Raw genomic sequence first — 15,753 nt, forward strand, 5'->3', positions numbered from 1 at the left:
TCTACAAAAGCCTGCGTTGTCAATTTGTTTTAAGCATCCTGAGCAGTTCATGACATTATCTCCTCCACGGTAATTGATCCGATCGTATCCGATTGAGCCGTTGCAAGTAACAGACTGAAATGATCATTCTCATCAATTCGCAACAATCTGCATTGGGTTTGCCTGTTTACACCTTCCGACAGCAGACCATAAAAAAACGGGAATAAAAAATGCGAGCGATATTCTTGTTGTGTTTTGGGCATCGATAGGCTAATGGCACTACCAGCGGGATTATTAAAATAATCATCAACGTATCGAAAAATGTATTGCTGACGATCCGACTTTTCAAGAATGCCGGCAAGCACTCCGTTATTATACACCGCTGCCTTCCGTCCCATTTTATTGAATCACCTCAATTTTAATTTCCATTCCCAGCACATTACAGATTTTCATGAGTGTCTCCAATTCAGGATTAGCGATGCCTTTTTCTATATCTCGCAGCGTCCGTGGAGAAATGCTGGCAATATCCGCCAACTGTTCTTGTGATATTTTTCGAGCCTTCCGTCTGGAGTGTATTATACCTCCAATAGCCTCCTTCCCGTCATTCATATTCATTAAATCAGGCAATTAATTGCTGCTTTCCCGTTAATAATGTACTAAATCATGACACTATACGCTAAAATAGGCATTTTAGTTCCCATTCGGAATCATACTTCCTATTTTAACGTAAAATACCAGTTTGACAGGTTGAAGTTCTGCAAACCGGCGTTTAATTGCCGGTTTGGTCACAAGCTTTGGGAAAATTTTCATTTGACAGGGCATTCCAGGCAAAATTCCGAAAGCGTTTTGACAAATTTCTGAAGCGGGAAAGACAGCGCATTGTCAACCGGGAGACCGCGGAAGTAGTTACCATCAATAGCACAAATCGTTGAGAAAAGCTGACATCGGATTAATGAAGCAAACCAGAAGGTTAAAGCTCACCGTCTCACAAACTTTCACGCACTATTTTGTTGTGCTCTTTTTATGCCTTGTGCCACTGGTAACCTTATGGGATTTCGTTAAAATGTGTTTTGGCGTATATGACAGCGATCAGTCTGCCACCGAATTGATCACTGAAAGCCTGCCATTTGTTGCATTGGCGATCATTGCGTTTCTCATTCAAAGACGCAGATTGAAATTCCGTGTCATCCATATTCTTAATAGTGACGACGAATTTCACGAAGCTGTGATGCGTACTTGTGAAACGCTCCAATGGACCGTGGAGACAGTCCGGCCAGATTTTCTGCGGGCTTTCAGGTCTCAGCAATTTTTCATCAGCGACTGGGGTGACATGATCACCATCGTTCGCGACGGCAATACGCTTTTATTGAACAGCATCAGCGATCCCAACAAGAAGCCTGCTTTCTTCTCATTTAGCTGGGATAAGAAAAACATCAATGTGTTTTTATTACACCTGACAGAAGTTCTCCGTAACATTCCGCGAAACACACGATATGAAGAGGAAGAAGCGCGAAAATGGTATGCAAAGAAGTACATGCGCTACATCGCATACTTTTGTTCTGCCGGTCTATTAGCCGTAAGCGTATTACTGATTATTGAAGGCGCGTTACTAATGGCACTCCCACTGCTTGGTTTTGTGTCGTACTATGTTTACACGGATATCAGTTGGCGGAATGAGGAAAGTATGAAATCGAACAAACGGAATTGATATGCCAAAAGTTGCTGCGTTAATATTACTCCTGGCATTAGCGTGCTGTACCGCACGCGAACAAACAAGTCAGCCCGCGCATCCTAAACGAGACACCGCCATGATCTCCCCTAACCCAGACGACTTCTATTCAGTTTTAAAAATTTATGGCGACTCCGAATCTGATAGTTTGCTGTTGCCTGTTGCCACTAAGAAGCGGATAAAGGTCATTAGAATGCAGGGCACAGAAATGGCCCAACAACCTTATGGAGGTGGCGATTGCTGGGGTAAAGTTCGAAGGTTTGTGCTTGCCGGAGATACTTTAACAATTGACAAGCATAGTTGTGGCGAGCATGGCTTCGGAAACACCGTTTTCTTAAAGACAGGCGATTCCCTCAGAATGGTTGTAACCTATGAGGTTGACCATCAGCAAAATGAAAATCAATCGTTGTTTACAGATCTTTTGGAAATTGTTGAATTCAAACCATACGAGTCAAACATTCAAACAAGCACCGAATTTATAACAGACTGGAGTGTTCTAACGACGGATCGGGCACCACGGAAATCTGGTCGGTTCCAGGGTGAAAATGCGTCCGCGAATTATGAGTACCATATAGAACAATGTAAAGCCCTGAAAAAACTTAACGTCCTTAGCGACGAATAAATATTCTTTCAATCAAGTGACAACAACAGGAAAAAATAATTTCATAACCCCAACACTGAAGTTTTGCATCGCCGGCGTGTTTATTCCCGGCTTTACAGCAATTTTCATATTTGCACTCCAAAAAGGCCTTACGCTTTTGAATATCGAATGCTCGAACAGCTGGACAATATTATGGACGCTGACGGCAGTCGGGGCGGTGGTAGCACCCATTGTTTTCGTAAGGAAAATCAACAAATGGCTTTCAGGAGAATATAGCCTGATAACGGGCAAACTTTTACTATTCAACTTCCTTGAGTATATCTTTTTACAGTGCGCACTGGCAGCTTTTTTTACCAACGGGCACACCCTCTGTTATGTTACTGATGGGCAAAATGGTCTTGAAATTGTCTTTACAGGATGGATGGCGTTACCGATTTTGATTATGTTCAGCCTGGCATTTGATACTTTGCGTAAAAGCTTTTTTGAAGAGAAGGAATGAGACAAAGTAGTATTGATCGCCAATCTTTCCTGCATTGTCCACACAACTAGCAACGGCAAAACTCCCCTACTATCGCCGTTCATTGAAAATATCACAATATCAGCTTACGTGATTGAAAATGTCCTTAGCTTCATGCCGGTACTAGCATAAAAAAATTGCTGATGAAATACTTACGCTTATTCCTCTTATCATTTTCTCCATTATTTACGATGGCTCAGGGGCAGCCGACAGCCCCGCTTGAAAATGTGGTGATCACATCTGACGGGAAGAAAACGGAAGTTCGCACCAATGAGAAAGGTGAGCTGATCATCAATGTATCCAAAAAAGACGTACAGAAATTTAAAGCCAGGGGTGTGGTGCGCTATCGCGACTTCGGTGCCAGGGGTAACGGTAAAACCGATGACATAGACGCCATTGCAGCAACCCATGCGTTCGCCAATCAACATAAGCTTCAGGTCAAAGCAGACGACAACGCCTCGTATTACATCAGCGGAAAAAACCGCACGGCAGTCATCCAAACAGACACCGATTTTGGCAAGGCTCAGTTTATCATTGACGACACAGGCGTCGAAGATCGCACAGCACAGGTTTTCCTTGTTAGCTCCAGCCTCCAGGCCTACAAGCTCGAGGGCATCTCTTCTCTCAAGAGAAACCAAAAGAAAATTGATGTTTCCCTGCCCGGCACCTGCATCATCACCGTCACTGATTCAAATGTAAAACGTTACATCCGCTTTGGCGCAAATCAGAACAACGGAGCCTCGCAGACAGACATCTTCATTGTTGACAAAGACGGCAATGTCGATATGAATGCGCCGATCATTTGGGACTTCGATCAGATCACAGACATCACGGCCCTTCCCATTGACAAGGATACGTTGACCATTACCGGAGGACGTTTCACCACCATTGCCAACAACGCCGAATCGAAATACACTTACTACAACCGGGGCATCGCTATCAAGCGCTCTAATGTTGTTGTAAAAGGACTTGAACATCGCGTCACCGGCGAAGGAGATCACGGCGCACCTTACGGCGGCTTCCTCTTAGTCAGCGATTGTTCCTATGTTACTGTTCGGGACGCGATCCTGACGGGCCACAAAGTGTACGAGACCATTGGCAGAGCAGGCGTTACAGTTTCTATGGGTACGTACGACCTCTCCGTCAACCGGGCCCTCAATGTGTCGTTCGTGAACTGCCGCCAGACGAATGATATCAACGATAGCCGCTACTGGGGAATCATGGGATCCAACTACTCCAAGAATCTTCTCTACGATGGTTGCGTCTTTTCGCGGTTCGATGCCCATATGGGCGTAGCCAATGCCACCATCCGCAACTCAACGCTGGGGCATCAGGGAATCAACGCTATCGGCAGCGGCATCTTCACGGTGGAGAACACAACCATACGTGGAAGGAGCCTGGTCAATCTGCGCTCCGACTATGGCAGCACGTGGCAGGGAGAGCTCCTGATCCGCAACTGCACTTTCATACCGGCAGGTGGCAAACCCATCAGCGCCAGCCTGATCGGAGGAAGCTACTCCGGGCAGCATGACTTCGGCTACACTTGTTACATGCCTGAACGCATCACCATCGAAGGACTCCGCATTGATGACTCCAAGCACCCTGAGGCGTACAATGGCCCCGCGATCTTTGGAAATTTCAATGCAGACATGAAAGACGACTCTTACGTGGAGAAATATCCTTACGTCAGAACCAGGGAAGTTATTCTCAGGAACGTAACAATTGCGAGTGGCCAATCTTTAAGGCTTAGTGACAACCCGTTCATGTTCAAAGATGTGAAGGTAGATACCGAGTAAGAGGCGGAAGCTCATGTAGGGTATCGTCAAAAACTGCATTGTCATATCCGTAGAAATGTATTTTATTGCATTCAACAACCATCAAACAAAAATACAATATGGGTGCCTGGGGACATGGATATTTTGAAGACGATGCAGCCTTGGATTTTATGGCCGACATCGAAGATTCTGACAATCCAAAGAAGGTTATCCGGCAGGCTTTCGAAACTGCCATCAAAGCCGAATACCTGGAGTCCGATGAAGGAAGTGCCGTGATCGTTGGGGCAACCTATGTGGACCGGAAGGTCAATGGCACAAAGTTCACGGAAGCAGGTCATGACGAACCATTAGATGTAGATACTTTTCCGGACAGGAATCCGGACGTTGACCTGTCCGACCTGCGCAAGCCAGCCATTGAAGCACTGCAAAAAGTTCTTTCTGACACCTCCGAGCTGAACGAGCTCTGGTCAGAAAATGATGAAGATTACCCAGCCTGGAAACAAGGCGTTGAGCAGCTCCTGAAAAGATTGAAATCATAGATCCAGTCAGGATACATAAGTCAATTTTATTATTCGTATTTAACAACAAGCCTGAAGATGAAGCTTAGGATCATTGGACTGATATTGCTATTGAGTTGCTGTGGACAGCAGGAAAAAATAAACAAGGACATCGCTGAGCTAAAAGAAAAACTTCCCAAGCTCGAGCCACCACTGAATTTCAATTCTGACAGAAAGATGAAATTAAGATCCATTGAGCTGCCGGATAATGAGCTGATCAAAAAACTAAAGGAGAAGAGCTACTTCACATTGGTTGGAAAAGTATTTGAAACGGACAACAACATTACAATTTTAGGCTACGTGCCAGATGATATCGGAACACCGATCTTGATCACTTATGACAATAGCGGGAATGAATTGAGTTCACACGCCATTTACGAAAACGCGATGGGAGACATGGGGCACTATACTACCAATATTGTAACCATAACGCCCGACCGGCAGATCTTGTTTACTGACAGTACTACAACCCGAAAAATCAACGCCGAAGGCACTGATGAGATCCCTGGCACCGATTCCCTTTCGGTAACACACAAAAAATACAGGCTGACGGATCAAGGGCTTATCGAAAACGTAGAATAAAAGTTCAGGTCCTGGGCTTTTGAAGGCCCTGTTGAGAGGATTTACAATCATTTACACTGTTTTTACAAGGCGTTTACACTTTTTCACACCTTCGGTGCGTACGTTGGTTAAACAAAACCAAAGTACTGCTTTATGAAACATTTAAAAAAATCGTTCACCCTATTGATGCTTCTAATGGTATTGATGGGGTCACGGACATTTGCCCAGTATTATTTGAGATCGAACACAAGGCTTAGTTTAAATGCAATGTCCAGGCCGGCATGGGAAAAGAAGGTGCTACAGGAAGACAACGAATACATTTACACGGGCTGTGAACGGGGAACTTTTTACGACAATCCACTCATGTTAGACGGAATGTCGTTAGACTATACGGTGTTCAGCCTTAAAACAAAAGGTGAGCTGACGGTGCTCAAAGGAGCGGCTATAACTGGTCAAACAACGCAAGTTCCCTTTTATGTGTACTTGAGAAGACTTGGAAGCAAAGTTCTGATCCCTGGCAGGGAAAGACCTGATGTAAACCAGATCAAAGTTGAGATATCGGAGATCTTACAATATGCACAACCCTATGATCAACTCGTGATTGAGCCGGTCAGGAAAGAGGATGGTCCTGCGAAAAGAATTTTGAACTTACTGGATGATGGTTGCTAGTGGATTTCCTCCAGCACCTGATAGATGGCGCTATCACCCGACTGCCACACATCGAGAATACGATGATTGCCGGCATAGTGTAGTCGCGACATACCAACATTGATATCACTGATAAACGTGTGATCGCTTTCACTTTTGTAAAACATGTTGTTGAAATGGACAGCTAACAGCTTGCCGGTTTTCCCATCGATAAGCGCCGGAATACCTCCCTCCTGGTAACCTCCGGCGCTGGTAAGTATGTAAAGATCGGTGATGACATAGGGAGATCCGTAGTCTGCCTTTCTCGTTTCCCAAATTTTATCACCGTTATCGGCTCGCAACTTGACTATCTTTCCGCCTTGAAATACATAAAGGTGCTCGCCATGCATGGCTACACCATGTAAAAAATCGAGGTCTCCCTCGCTATAACGCCATTTCTTTTCTCCATTTTCGAAATTATAGCGGAAGACGCCTTCATTCTCAACGGCAAAGAAAACGTCATCACCCTGCCTGACGATCTCGCCGTCCTTTATTTTACCCTTAAAGGTTTCTATAAGCAATGTATCGCCTGATGCCGGCTCAAGCTTCACCAAAGTGTTGCCGCTGACGATACCAATTGCTGATTCGGTTATAAATTTTTCACGTATAAAAACATTTTCAGGCCGTGACATGCTCCACTTTTTATCGCCACTTTGTTTATCAAAAAGATGAATACCGTTTTTTGTTTCCACAAGGGCAAGTGTATTCATGTTGAAGATCTCCCAAACAGCGTCGGTATCGAAGACATAGGTCCAGCGCACCTTCGCCGGGTCGTCGGTTTGTAGCGCGGCCAGCGTATTCCGGTTGTACTCAATTACCTCAATAACATGTGTCATTGGCTGCGGTGTGACTGCCTCGGGATTTTTGCCCGCCTGCAAAGATCGCTGGTTAAAAATATCCACCATACTGCCCGCCCATTTGTATTTCAGCCAGTAAACGGAATCTGCCAGCCTGCTTCTGACCTGGGCAAGGTGGTTGGGATTGTTCAGGTAAATAATTCTTGCTGAATCAAGATCGACCAAGTCCCACCCGTCAGCGAGATTGTCTGGCAACACCAAGTTGTTGATGATGCAAAGTTTGTGCGAATAATTCTTCTCCCGTCTGGCCGTAGACCATTTAACCTTGAGGAAGCCGGAAAAATCTGAAGCGAACTTTTCTTCTTCTTCCGGCGCTGGCACAGATCGGGCAATAATCCCGCGCGCGGTATCAGGTACAGGCTGAGCAATTTCAGGTGTTTCCTTTTTCGGCGATTTGCTGCAGGTACAAAAAAGAAGGGCTGATAACAGAACGGAGAGGTGTTTCATATTACCAATATTACTAAAGAATTCGCGATCAACCGAACGCTGTATCTCACTCAGTTCATGTTATCAATGCTTTGCCTCAAGCCCATATTTGATGGCCTCCTCAAGCACGTCAACATTTATATCTTTTAGAGTCTTGAACTTAATGCAATACCCGGTCACACTTGCTTTTCCGAGTTTTTTACCATACGTTTTAGCCAGGTACGTCTTATCATCGAGACCGAGGACATAGACAGAGATGCCGGTTGTGTTTGCACTCACACCAATTCGATAAAACTCCCTGGTTGACCCATCGGCATATTTTATGGTATAAAATCCGTATCCTATGTTAGGGTTGGCAACAGTTTTACCATCGCTGTTTTTACCGTCGCTGAACCATAATTTACACGTGGGTGATACCTGAAGTGTGAGCTCATGTAACGCCTGCATTTCGCTGCGTTTTGGCTCGGGTTGACTGGCAATGTATTTCTTGATTTGTGCGTCTACCGTTTTTGATTTTCCGTCTTTCATGGAGGTTTACTTTTTTGGTCAGCTCAGGAGAGCTCGCTTGATACAGTGTCCCTAAAAGAGTTCGTAGTTTGTAGTGAACATTTCCAACTACAAACTACGAACTAAAAGATCTATTTCTTTCCTGCGATCAATTTGCGAAGGGTTTCATTTTTTAACCAGAGAGAACCCCAGGCTAACACTGCCAGGTATACGGGAAACAGAAGGTGAGAAAACAACGGATTGTCAAGACGGAGATGTGTTGCAATCGCGCCGCCAAAATAGCCGGTCAGTAAGATGGCCCCCAGGATCTGCGTACGGGGGATGGCAAAGAGAAGGACTGAGATGAATCCCAACACACCCATTACCGGAATGTGGTGCGCCTGGTAACCAAGTTCTACAGTTCCTGCCGTAACCATGTCGTTCGGAATAAGTTTAAAAATGCTGTCCATGAGCATGAAGGCGATAACCAGTCCACCCATGATGCGGGCAGTCCACAATTTTCCTTTGGATGTTGGGACGGCCACTGTTGATCCGATAGTTGCTGTTGTCATAACGCTATTGTTTAAGTTTTACGTTCCTTTTTTGTTTGTATGATGATACAAAGTTAAAGAAGCGCCATACTTGATAGCGGTGGTGAATGCGGCGATCTACGGGGTTACTTGCGACATTATTTCGGCGTAGTGAGTGATCTGGGAAGCGGGGCGGTAGTGGGTGCGAAGCAAGATCCTGTCAGTTAAATGATTGCCTGAATTCCAAAGGTGATTGTTTGGTCTTTGCTTTAAAGAATTTACTGAATGACTGCGGATGCTCAAAACCCAACTGATACGCAATTTCAGCTACCGAAAGATCTGTTGTTGACAACTTCTCCTTTGCTTTTTCAATTAGCTTTTCATGTATGTGTTGTTGTGTATTTTGTCCCGTCAATACTTTGAGCAGACTCCGTAGATAAACCGGTGAAACGTTCAGGCTGTCTGAAATAAACTGGACTGTCGGCAAACCTTTGCTTACCAGGTCTTCACCATTGAAATAATCGGTCAGAAGTTGTTCCAAACGTTCAAGGATCTTATGGTTGGATTTTTTTCGTGTGATGAACTGACGGTGATAAAAACGATCCGCGTAGCGCAACAATACTTCAATTTGAGAAATGATGATGTGTTCACTGAATTTGTCAATATTTGAACGATACTCCTGCTGAATTTTCGCAGCGATCTCATTCAGCGTTTCCTCTTCTCTTTCAGAAAGAAAAAGTGCTTCGTTTACCGAGTACTCGAAATATTCATACTGCCTGATCGTTTTGGCTAGCGGCGTTCTCCATAAAAAATCGGGATGGATGAGCAATAACCAGCCCTGGCGTTTTGCCCTCGCGCTTTGGTCCTTTTCAAGTTTTAACACCTGATTGGGCGCCATAAAGAACATCACGCCTTCATCAAAATCGTATGACTGTTGACCGTAACGCATTTTCCCCTCCATTCCTCTTTTGATGGAGATAAGATAAAAATCAAACAGCAAACCCGGCGCATCGTCTACATGCGACTTATTAAACTGCGAATAGTCGACCACACTGATAAGCGGGTGCTCTGGCGGCGGCAAACCACGCAGCTTATGAAACTCGCTGATCGTTTTTATTCGTACCGGTTCTGTCATCATACCCTTTAAAACATCAACATGCCTGCATCTAAAAATAGTGCTTTTCCAAATCTTCCAATAGTCCGATTTGTACCGGTTTCCAATCCAATTGCGCTTGTGTTTTTAAACCCGTGGCAGGACTGTCAAACCCGATGAAACCGGTCATCCATTCGAAATGTTTGATAGCTTCTTCTCCTGTCACCGAGGCAACCGGCAAATTCAATTTTTCACCGATCAATGTTGCTATTTTCTTTATCTCAATACCGCTATCACCTATTGCATTATACAACGCCCCCTTTACGCCCTTTTCCACTACCAACCGAAAGATCTTCGCGGCATCCAGACGATGTACTGCAGGCCAACGATTGTGGCCGTCCGCTGGATAAGCAGACACTCCATTCTTGCGGGCTTGTTGAATGATAAACGAAACAAAGCCCTTGTCGCCTTTGTCGTGAACCGACGGTGGTAAACGCACCACGGAAATATTGACGCCTTTCGCTGCCCATGTCATAGCCGTGGCTTCCGAACTGCGTGGCGAATTTTGCGCCCTGCTTTCTTCCGTAATAATTCCATTGACGACAGGCAATCCTAAAATTCCGGCGGTTACTACGATAGGTTTATTGGTTCCCATCATCGCTTCGCCCATGGAGTTGATCACAGCTTTTTCGACTTCATTTGCTTTGGCATATTGGGTGAAGTCATGGATAAAAGCGGTGTGAATAACACCATCAGCCATTGAAGCACCTTGTTTTAAAATATTCAAATCTTCCAGACTTCCCATTAATACCTCTCCGCCCGCATTGCTGATCTGTTTTGCTGACTCTGCAGTACGCGCTAAACCAATGACCTGATGTCCTGCATCAATTAATTCCCTGACCACGGCTGAGCCAATAAAGCCCGATGCACCTGTTACAAATATTTTCATTTTTTTATTTTGTTGTTGATGCAAAGTTGGGCAACCTTAAAAAACCGGACGTATCCAATCCGATGTTTGTTGTAGCCAAAACGAAATGCCCGGGTTCCCCGTGTCTAACCGGCCAATCCCTCCGCACCGCAGCGCAGTCCGGAGGGGGATTGTTTTAAAAGTCAATTAAAGTCGTTCTGCAATTTGAAGGCAACACCCAGGTGGCTGCACTACTTAAGACTATAGAAGAAACCTTTAAGCTCTTCCGCGAAAACATTTGGCACCTCCAGGGCCGCGAAGTGTCCGCCTTCTTTCATCTTCGTGAAGCTGACCACGTTTACAAAACGATTCGCCCATTCTTTTGGAAACTGTGCTTCCCTCGGAAAGACCGCGACCCCGGCAGGAACATTACTTTTCGGTAAAGGTTGTGAGCCCCACTGGGCAATGGCATCTACTTTATACGTTCTGACGGAGGTTGAAATGGTTTGTGTTATCCAATAGATCATTACATTGGTAAGGAGCTCTTCTTTACCACCAAATGCCCGCTCGATAAGTTCGGGCGAAGCACCTGCGTTAACAAAGCTAAGGATCCAACCTGCCAGCCCAACAGGCGAATCGTTCAACCCATAGGCCACTGATTGGGGCTTGGTGGACTGTACCATGGCATAGGCGCCTTCACTGTACCACCACTGCTGTACGAACTGTGCAAATTGTTTCTCTGCTTCGGTCATGGTATTGGGATCTTCCTGGCCCATGGGATAACCAAGGTCGGTAAAATGCACACCTGCAACTGCTTCGGGATATTTCGACGCCAGCGCTTTAGTGACGCCCATGCCCACGTCGCCACCCGCGGCATAGAACTTTTCATAGCCAAGATTTTCTGTCATCAGCACCTTCCACAGGTCCGCAACAGCTTCATTAGACAGGGCAATTTTTTCCGAGAATGCAAATCCAGGTATGGATGGAATTACCAGATCAAAGCTCTGTTCACCCTCGGTCAATAATGGGATGATCTTGTGAAAGCGATAATAACTATCGGGCCATCCATGCGTGAGGATGAGGGGCTTTGCATTTTTACCTTTCCCTTTGATGTACTGAAAATGGATCTTCACACCTTTTACATCGGCAATGTATTGCGGGTATTGGTTAAGGGTCGCCTCATGTTTGCGCCAGTCGTATGTGTTAAGCCAATAACCAACCAGATCTTTCAGGTAAGTTTCACTGGTACCAAAATTCCAGGCCGAACCTTCGGCTTCGCCAGGCCAACGGGTGTTCTTTAAACGATTTTTCAGATCCACCAGCACTTGTTCAGGAACAGATACTTTGAATGCTGTTAGGTTTTTCATGGTTGATGTTTTAGTTTGAGCGTTTACGTTGTTACCTGCCCACAAAAGTGCCAGGCTCATGGAGATCGCTGGTAATAAAAATTGTTGTTTCATGGTTCGTGATTTGATGTGGAACATTCCCAAAAATCACAGTTCATGGCATACGCTAAAACAATACTTGACTAACAATACGATTCGATTGATCAACTGATCAAAATCGCACCTAGAGATGCGATAACGGCCGACAGGTGCTTAAATCCGCCTGATGAGACATTTCCTCAATTATTCTCTGCTTTTCGTCAATCGGATTTAGTCGTTGAATTTCCAATCATAGCTTTGTGAAAGCCGGAGTCCGACACCCAGGCAGGCCAGACCGATAGTTAAAAAGCAGTAGCAGTAGTACTGTAAGCTTTCTTATACAATCCCACGTTCCGTACACGGCTATTCCCTTACATTTAGGCTTACCTTCAGAATAAACAAGAATCATGAAACAACAACTCATTTTCGCACTTTTGATCTTATGCACTTCTTTTGCTTACGCCCAGGAATGGGTTACTAATACTATTGACAAAAAGGTATCCGTCGATATGCCCAGAAAAGCCGACAAGGAAAAATCAGGCGGTGCAGTGATTTTCGTAGGCGACAACGATGCTTGTGCTTTCATTGCAACGGTAAGTCCATTGCCTGGCAAAATGCAGATTCCGGCTGAAGAGGAGAAGGCATCAAAATTTCTCGATGGTATTTTAGACGGGGCAATGAAAGACAATAAACCCAAAGAGGTTGTGAAGAAAGACTTCTCCGTCGGAAATGTAAAGGGCAGAAGTGCTTCCTTCAGAGGTTATTTCCCTGGCACCGAGGTTGAGGCAAAGTCCACCAAACTTGCTATATGTGTGGCCGGAAATGTCTACATTTTCGACTTCTGGTTAGCGGACGAAGAATATGCCGGGGCCGCCAGCGATGAGGAGAAATTTTTAAGCTCTGTAAAGATTGCACAGTAGTGATCGCAGATCTTAAAGATCAAATGATTTCGCGAATTATCTCTCCTGTCCAGGACAAAAAAATCATAACTGCTCACCAGTGATGCTAACTGATAACAATTGACCATTCCATAAAAAATCTACACAAAATCATTTCCCAACCCAACCTTCTTATTACCTTTGCCCCGGTTAAAGTTCGGACTCCAACTTTAAACCTTAAACTTCAAATTTTAAACTTGAAGCCATGACAACGAACTTCAACAATCTGAACAGCACTGCAGGCAAAGGATGCATCAAAGCCATCATTGCCAGCAGCCACATCGTCTTTATAGAAGGCGGGAGGCACAATACGTTCCGGATGAAAGAGGTTTAACTGATCATGAGCTAATCATATCAAAGCCTTTCCACTCCGGAAAGGCTTTTTTGTTGCCTCCCGGTGAGAACCATTAAAAGCATTGAAAACAAATTCATCATGCAACAATTGAAATTAATAATAAGTGATATTATAAAAATGCCGGAGACATAAGGCAACGGGCAAGCTACGTGCTTACTAAAAGCCTCTCATCTCCGTGATGAGGGGCTTTTTTTATTGTATCACCTCACGCTTTTAAACATTCAGATATGACAACGTTAAGACAAATAAGAAATATAGGGATCATGGCGCACGTCGACGCCGGCAAAACAACTGTCACCGAACGCATCCTTTACTACACCGGACTGATCCATAAAATGGGTAATGTAGACGATGGCAACACTGTGATGGACACCGATCCGCAGGAAGCGAAACGAGGTATCACCATCTCTTCTGCCGCCATTACAACGTTCTGGCAGGTAGACCAAACGCGCTACCAGATCAACCTGATCGATACGCCCGGCCACGTGGATTTTACGGCTGAAGTAGAGCGGTCATTGCGTGTGCTCGATGGTGCGGTCGCTGTATTTTGCGCAAAATCTGGTGTGCAGCCACAATCAGAAACGGTGTGGCACCAGGCCAACAAATATAACGTGCCACGCATCATCATGGTAAACAAGATGGACAGACAGGGTGCTGACTTCATCGGCGTGGTGAAGGAGATCCAGGAAAAACTGAATACGTTAGTCGTGCCGGTGCAACTACCGATCGGAGCAGAAAACACCTTTACAGGTGTGATCGACCTCATCGGGTGGAAAGCGCTGTTATGGAATGATGCCGATGGCAGGACTTACGAAAGCAGAGAGATCCCTGCCACGCTCCTGAACGAAGCAACGCATTGGAGGCGGCACCTGCTGGAGCAGCTCGCGCTGGTTGACGATGCCATCTTTACAAAGTATACGGCTTCTGAACCCTTAAGCGAAGCTGAGATCAACCGAGCTTTGCGACAGGCTACCCTGAGCTTGCAGCTTACGCCTGTTCTGTGCGGCGCTGCCTTCAGGAACAAAGGCCTGCAGCCGCTGCTTGACGCGATCGTTTCTTACCTGCCTTCACCGGCTGATATTAATGAGATCAGGGGCACGGATCCCGACAGTGGTGAAAACATCACACGCAAAGTGAGCAACGAAGCTCCTTTCACGGGACTGGTGTTCAAAGTGATCAGCGACGACTATGTTGGCAAGCTTGTAATGGCACGGATCTACGCAGGTACGCTGAAAGGTGGCGACCCCCTGGTGAACAGTCGCACCGGTAAAACCATGCGCGTGAGCCGGCTGTTGCGCGTGCTATCTGACAGGCTTGAGCCACTCGAAACACTCCACGCGGGAGACATCGGTGCGCTCGTGGGGCTGAAAGACGCGAAAACAGGCGACTCATTGTTTGCTCCAGGCCACCCGATACACCTGGAAAGTATGGACTTCCCGGCTCCGGTGATCGGGTATGCCATTGAAGCGAAGTCGGCCAAAGAATCGGGCAAGCTGAGCGTAGCATTGTCACGGTTACTGGATGAAGACCCAACACTGAAGCTGGAGGTCGATGCCCAGTCAGGTCAGACCATCCTTCGCGGCATGGGCGAATTGCACCTGGAAGTGGTGTTGGAAAAACTGGCGTCGGGTTACGGTGTTGAGATCAGCAAGGGACAGCCCCAGGTTGCCTATCGCGAAGTGCTCACCCAACCGGTGCTGCACCGCGAACTGCTCAAAAAGCAGACGGGTGGCAACGGAAGCTATGCTGACATCCATTTCGAGCTGTCGCCCCCAGCCAATGGCGTGGCGGGACTGGAGTTCGTCAACGACATCAAAGGTGGAGCGATCCCCAAAGAGTTCATTTCTTCAGTGAAGAAAGGTTTTGAGGAAGCGATGAAGAATGGCGTGCTGGCGGGATATCCGCTCGAGGCGATGCGTGTGCGCCTGTTCGATGGCAGCATCCACGACGAAGACTCCAGCGCGCAGGACTTTGAGCTGGTGGCATCATTAGGATTCAAGCAGGCCGCGAAGAAGGCTTCGCCCAAGCTTCTTGAGCCCCTGATGCGTGTCGGCATCCTCACGCCTGAAGCGTACACCGGAGCAGTCACCGGCGACCTGAACCGGCGCCGCGGTATCATTCGCGAGATCACGCTGAAAGGCAACACGCAATGGATCGATGCCGAAGTTCCGCTGGCAGAGCTGTTCAATTATGTGACCACGCTGAGAACGCTGTCGTCAGGACGGGCATCTGCTTCACTCACCTTTTGCCGGTATCAGTTAGTGCCGGAAGGTATTGCAGAGAAAGTGCTGGCAAGAGCGTGATGTGGATTTTGTGAAACAGGCTCTCGAA

The 15,753-nt window shown here is 46.2% G+C and carries 18 protein-coding genes; 10 read left to right on the forward strand and 8 right to left on the reverse strand.

What is annotated here, in order from left to right; genetic code table 11:
- Nucleotides 1–47: 47 nt before the first annotated feature.
- Both KK083_RS03965 and KK083_RS03970 read right to left on the reverse strand, forming a co-directional pair.
- Nucleotides 48–377: a HipA N-terminal domain-containing protein gene (locus KK083_RS03965; RefSeq protein WP_254160913.1), complete on the reverse strand. Its 330-nt coding sequence runs from the start codon at nt 375–377 to the stop codon at nt 48–50.
- A gap of 1 nt (nt 378) precedes the next feature.
- Nucleotides 379–594, reverse strand: coding sequence for a helix-turn-helix domain-containing protein (locus KK083_RS03970; protein ID WP_254160915.1), 216 nt, complete (start codon nt 592–594; stop codon nt 379–381).
- Between the two features lie 313 nt (nt 595–907).
- Here KK083_RS03970 and KK083_RS03975 point away from each other — a divergent pair, with 313 nt between their 5' ends.
- The 7 genes from KK083_RS03975 (at nt 908) to KK083_RS04005 (ending at nt 6,388) form a co-directional block, all read left to right on the forward strand.
- Nucleotides 908–1,687, forward strand: coding sequence for a hypothetical protein (locus KK083_RS03975; protein WP_254160917.1), 780 nt, complete (start codon nt 908–910; stop codon nt 1,685–1,687).
- 1 nt (nt 1,688) lies between these two features.
- On the forward strand, nt 1,689–2,330 hold the full coding sequence (locus tag KK083_RS03980; protein WP_254160919.1) for a hypothetical protein: 642 nt from the start codon (nt 1,689–1,691) through the stop codon (nt 2,328–2,330).
- 16 nt (nt 2,331–2,346) lie between these two features.
- Nucleotides 2,347–2,808 carry a hypothetical protein gene (locus KK083_RS03985; protein WP_254160921.1) on the forward strand — a complete coding sequence of 154 codons (462 nt, stop codon included), beginning with the start codon at nt 2,347–2,349 and terminating at the stop codon, nt 2,806–2,808.
- A 161-nt stretch (nt 2,809–2,969) separates the two neighbouring features.
- A complete protein-coding gene (locus KK083_RS03990; protein ID WP_254160923.1) occupies nt 2,970–4,622 on the forward strand; it encodes a hypothetical protein in 1,653 nt (550 codons plus the stop codon).
- A gap of 65 nt (nt 4,623–4,687) precedes the next feature.
- Entirely contained in the window at nt 4,688–5,140 is a 453-nt protein-coding gene (locus tag KK083_RS03995) for a DUF4259 domain-containing protein (protein ID WP_254160925.1), read from the forward strand.
- A 57-nt stretch (nt 5,141–5,197) separates the two neighbouring features.
- Nucleotides 5,198–5,740, forward strand: coding sequence for a hypothetical protein (locus KK083_RS04000; RefSeq protein WP_254160928.1), 543 nt, complete (start codon nt 5,198–5,200; stop codon nt 5,738–5,740).
- A gap of 132 nt (nt 5,741–5,872) precedes the next feature.
- A complete protein-coding gene (locus tag KK083_RS04005; RefSeq protein ID WP_254160930.1) occupies nt 5,873–6,388 on the forward strand; it encodes a hypothetical protein in 516 nt (171 codons plus the stop codon).
- Here KK083_RS04005 and KK083_RS04010 read toward each other — a convergent pair.
- The 6 genes from KK083_RS04010 to KK083_RS04035 all read right to left on the reverse strand — a co-directional run bounded on the left by KK083_RS04010 (nt 6,385) and on the right by KK083_RS04035 (nt 12,072).
- On the reverse strand, nt 6,385–7,710 hold the full coding sequence (locus KK083_RS04010; RefSeq protein WP_254160932.1) for an outer membrane protein assembly factor BamB family protein: 1,326 nt from the start codon (nt 7,708–7,710) through the stop codon (nt 6,385–6,387). The two genes, KK083_RS04005 and KK083_RS04010, sit on opposite strands and share 4 nt — an antisense overlap.
- Nucleotides 7,711–7,773: 63 nt before the next feature.
- Nucleotides 7,774–8,217 carry a DUF1801 domain-containing protein gene (locus tag KK083_RS04015; RefSeq protein ID WP_254160934.1) on the reverse strand — a complete coding sequence of 148 codons (444 nt, stop codon included), beginning with the start codon at nt 8,215–8,217 and terminating at the stop codon, nt 7,774–7,776.
- A gap of 110 nt (nt 8,218–8,327) precedes the next feature.
- Nucleotides 8,328–8,747, reverse strand: a complete 420-nt coding sequence (locus KK083_RS04020; RefSeq protein ID WP_254160936.1) for a DoxX family protein — start codon at nt 8,745–8,747, stop codon at nt 8,328–8,330.
- 178 nt (nt 8,748–8,925) lie between these two features.
- Entirely contained in the window at nt 8,926–9,843 is a 918-nt protein-coding gene (locus KK083_RS04025; RefSeq protein WP_438834718.1) for a helix-turn-helix domain-containing protein, read from the reverse strand.
- A 28-nt stretch (nt 9,844–9,871) separates the two neighbouring features.
- Entirely contained in the window at nt 9,872–10,747 is an 876-nt protein-coding gene (locus KK083_RS04030) for an SDR family oxidoreductase (protein WP_254160938.1), read from the reverse strand.
- A gap of 209 nt (nt 10,748–10,956) precedes the next feature.
- Nucleotides 10,957–12,072, reverse strand: coding sequence for an epoxide hydrolase family protein (locus KK083_RS04035; protein WP_254160940.1), 1,116 nt, complete (start codon nt 12,070–12,072; stop codon nt 10,957–10,959).
- Nucleotides 12,073–12,536: 464 nt separating this feature from the next.
- Here KK083_RS04035 and KK083_RS04040 point away from each other — a divergent pair, with 464 nt between their 5' ends.
- The 3 genes from KK083_RS04040 (at nt 12,537) to fusA (ending at nt 15,725) form a co-directional block, all read left to right on the forward strand.
- On the forward strand, nt 12,537–13,049 hold the full coding sequence (locus tag KK083_RS04040; RefSeq protein WP_254160942.1) for a hypothetical protein: 513 nt from the start codon (nt 12,537–12,539) through the stop codon (nt 13,047–13,049).
- Between the two features lie 223 nt (nt 13,050–13,272).
- On the forward strand, nt 13,273–13,401 hold the full coding sequence (locus KK083_RS32445) for a hypothetical protein (protein WP_262899447.1): 129 nt from the start codon (nt 13,273–13,275) through the stop codon (nt 13,399–13,401).
- A 248-nt stretch (nt 13,402–13,649) separates the two neighbouring features.
- Nucleotides 13,650–15,725 (forward strand): elongation factor G, encoded by a 2,076-nt coding sequence (gene fusA / locus KK083_RS04045; protein WP_254160944.1) that lies wholly within the window; start codon nt 13,650–13,652, stop codon nt 15,723–15,725.
- Nucleotides 15,726–15,753 lie beyond the last annotated feature (28 nt).

The organism is Chryseosolibacter histidinae (genome assembly GCF_018598225.1).
Taxonomy (GTDB): Bacteria; Bacteroidota; Bacteroidia; order Cytophagales; family Cyclobacteriaceae; genus Chryseosolibacter; species Chryseosolibacter histidini.

Coding starts and splice junctions, on each gene's coding strand:
- KK083_RS03965 (WP_254160913.1), bottom strand. CDS start 377: ATGGGACGGAAGGCAGCGGTGTATAATAACGGAGTGCTTGCCGGCATT.
- KK083_RS03970 (WP_254160915.1), bottom strand. CDS start 594: ATGAATATGAATGACGGGAAGGAGGCTATTGGAGGTATAATACACTCC.
- KK083_RS03980 (WP_254160919.1), top strand. CDS start 1,689: ATGCCAAAAGTTGCTGCGTTAATATTACTCCTGGCATTAGCGTGCTGT.
- KK083_RS03990 (WP_254160923.1), top strand. CDS start 2,970: ATGAAATACTTACGCTTATTCCTCTTATCATTTTCTCCATTATTTACG.
- KK083_RS04000 (WP_254160928.1), top strand. CDS start 5,198: ATGAAGCTTAGGATCATTGGACTGATATTGCTATTGAGTTGCTGTGGA.
- KK083_RS04005 (WP_254160930.1), top strand. CDS start 5,873: ATGAAACATTTAAAAAAATCGTTCACCCTATTGATGCTTCTAATGGTA.
- KK083_RS04010 (WP_254160932.1), bottom strand. CDS start 7,710: ATGAAACACCTCTCCGTTCTGTTATCAGCCCTTCTTTTTTGTACCTGC.
- KK083_RS04015 (WP_254160934.1), bottom strand. CDS start 8,217: ATGAAAGACGGAAAATCAAAAACGGTAGACGCACAAATCAAGAAATAC.
- KK083_RS04020 (WP_254160936.1), bottom strand. CDS start 8,747: ATGACAACAGCAACTATCGGATCAACAGTGGCCGTCCCAACATCCAAA.
- KK083_RS04025 (WP_438834718.1), bottom strand. CDS start 9,843: ATGATGACAGAACCGGTACGAATAAAAACGATCAGCGAGTTTCATAAG.
- KK083_RS04030 (WP_254160938.1), bottom strand. CDS start 10,747: ATGAAAATATTTGTAACAGGTGCATCGGGCTTTATTGGCTCAGCCGTG.
- KK083_RS04035 (WP_254160940.1), bottom strand. CDS start 12,072: ATGAAAAACCTAACAGCATTCAAAGTATCTGTTCCTGAACAAGTGCTG.
- KK083_RS04040 (WP_254160942.1), top strand. CDS start 12,537: ATGAAACAACAACTCATTTTCGCACTTTTGATCTTATGCACTTCTTTT.
- KK083_RS32445 (WP_262899447.1), top strand. CDS start 13,273: ATGACAACGAACTTCAACAATCTGAACAGCACTGCAGGCAAAGGATGC.
- fusA (WP_254160944.1), top strand. CDS start 13,650: ATGACAACGTTAAGACAAATAAGAAATATAGGGATCATGGCGCACGTC.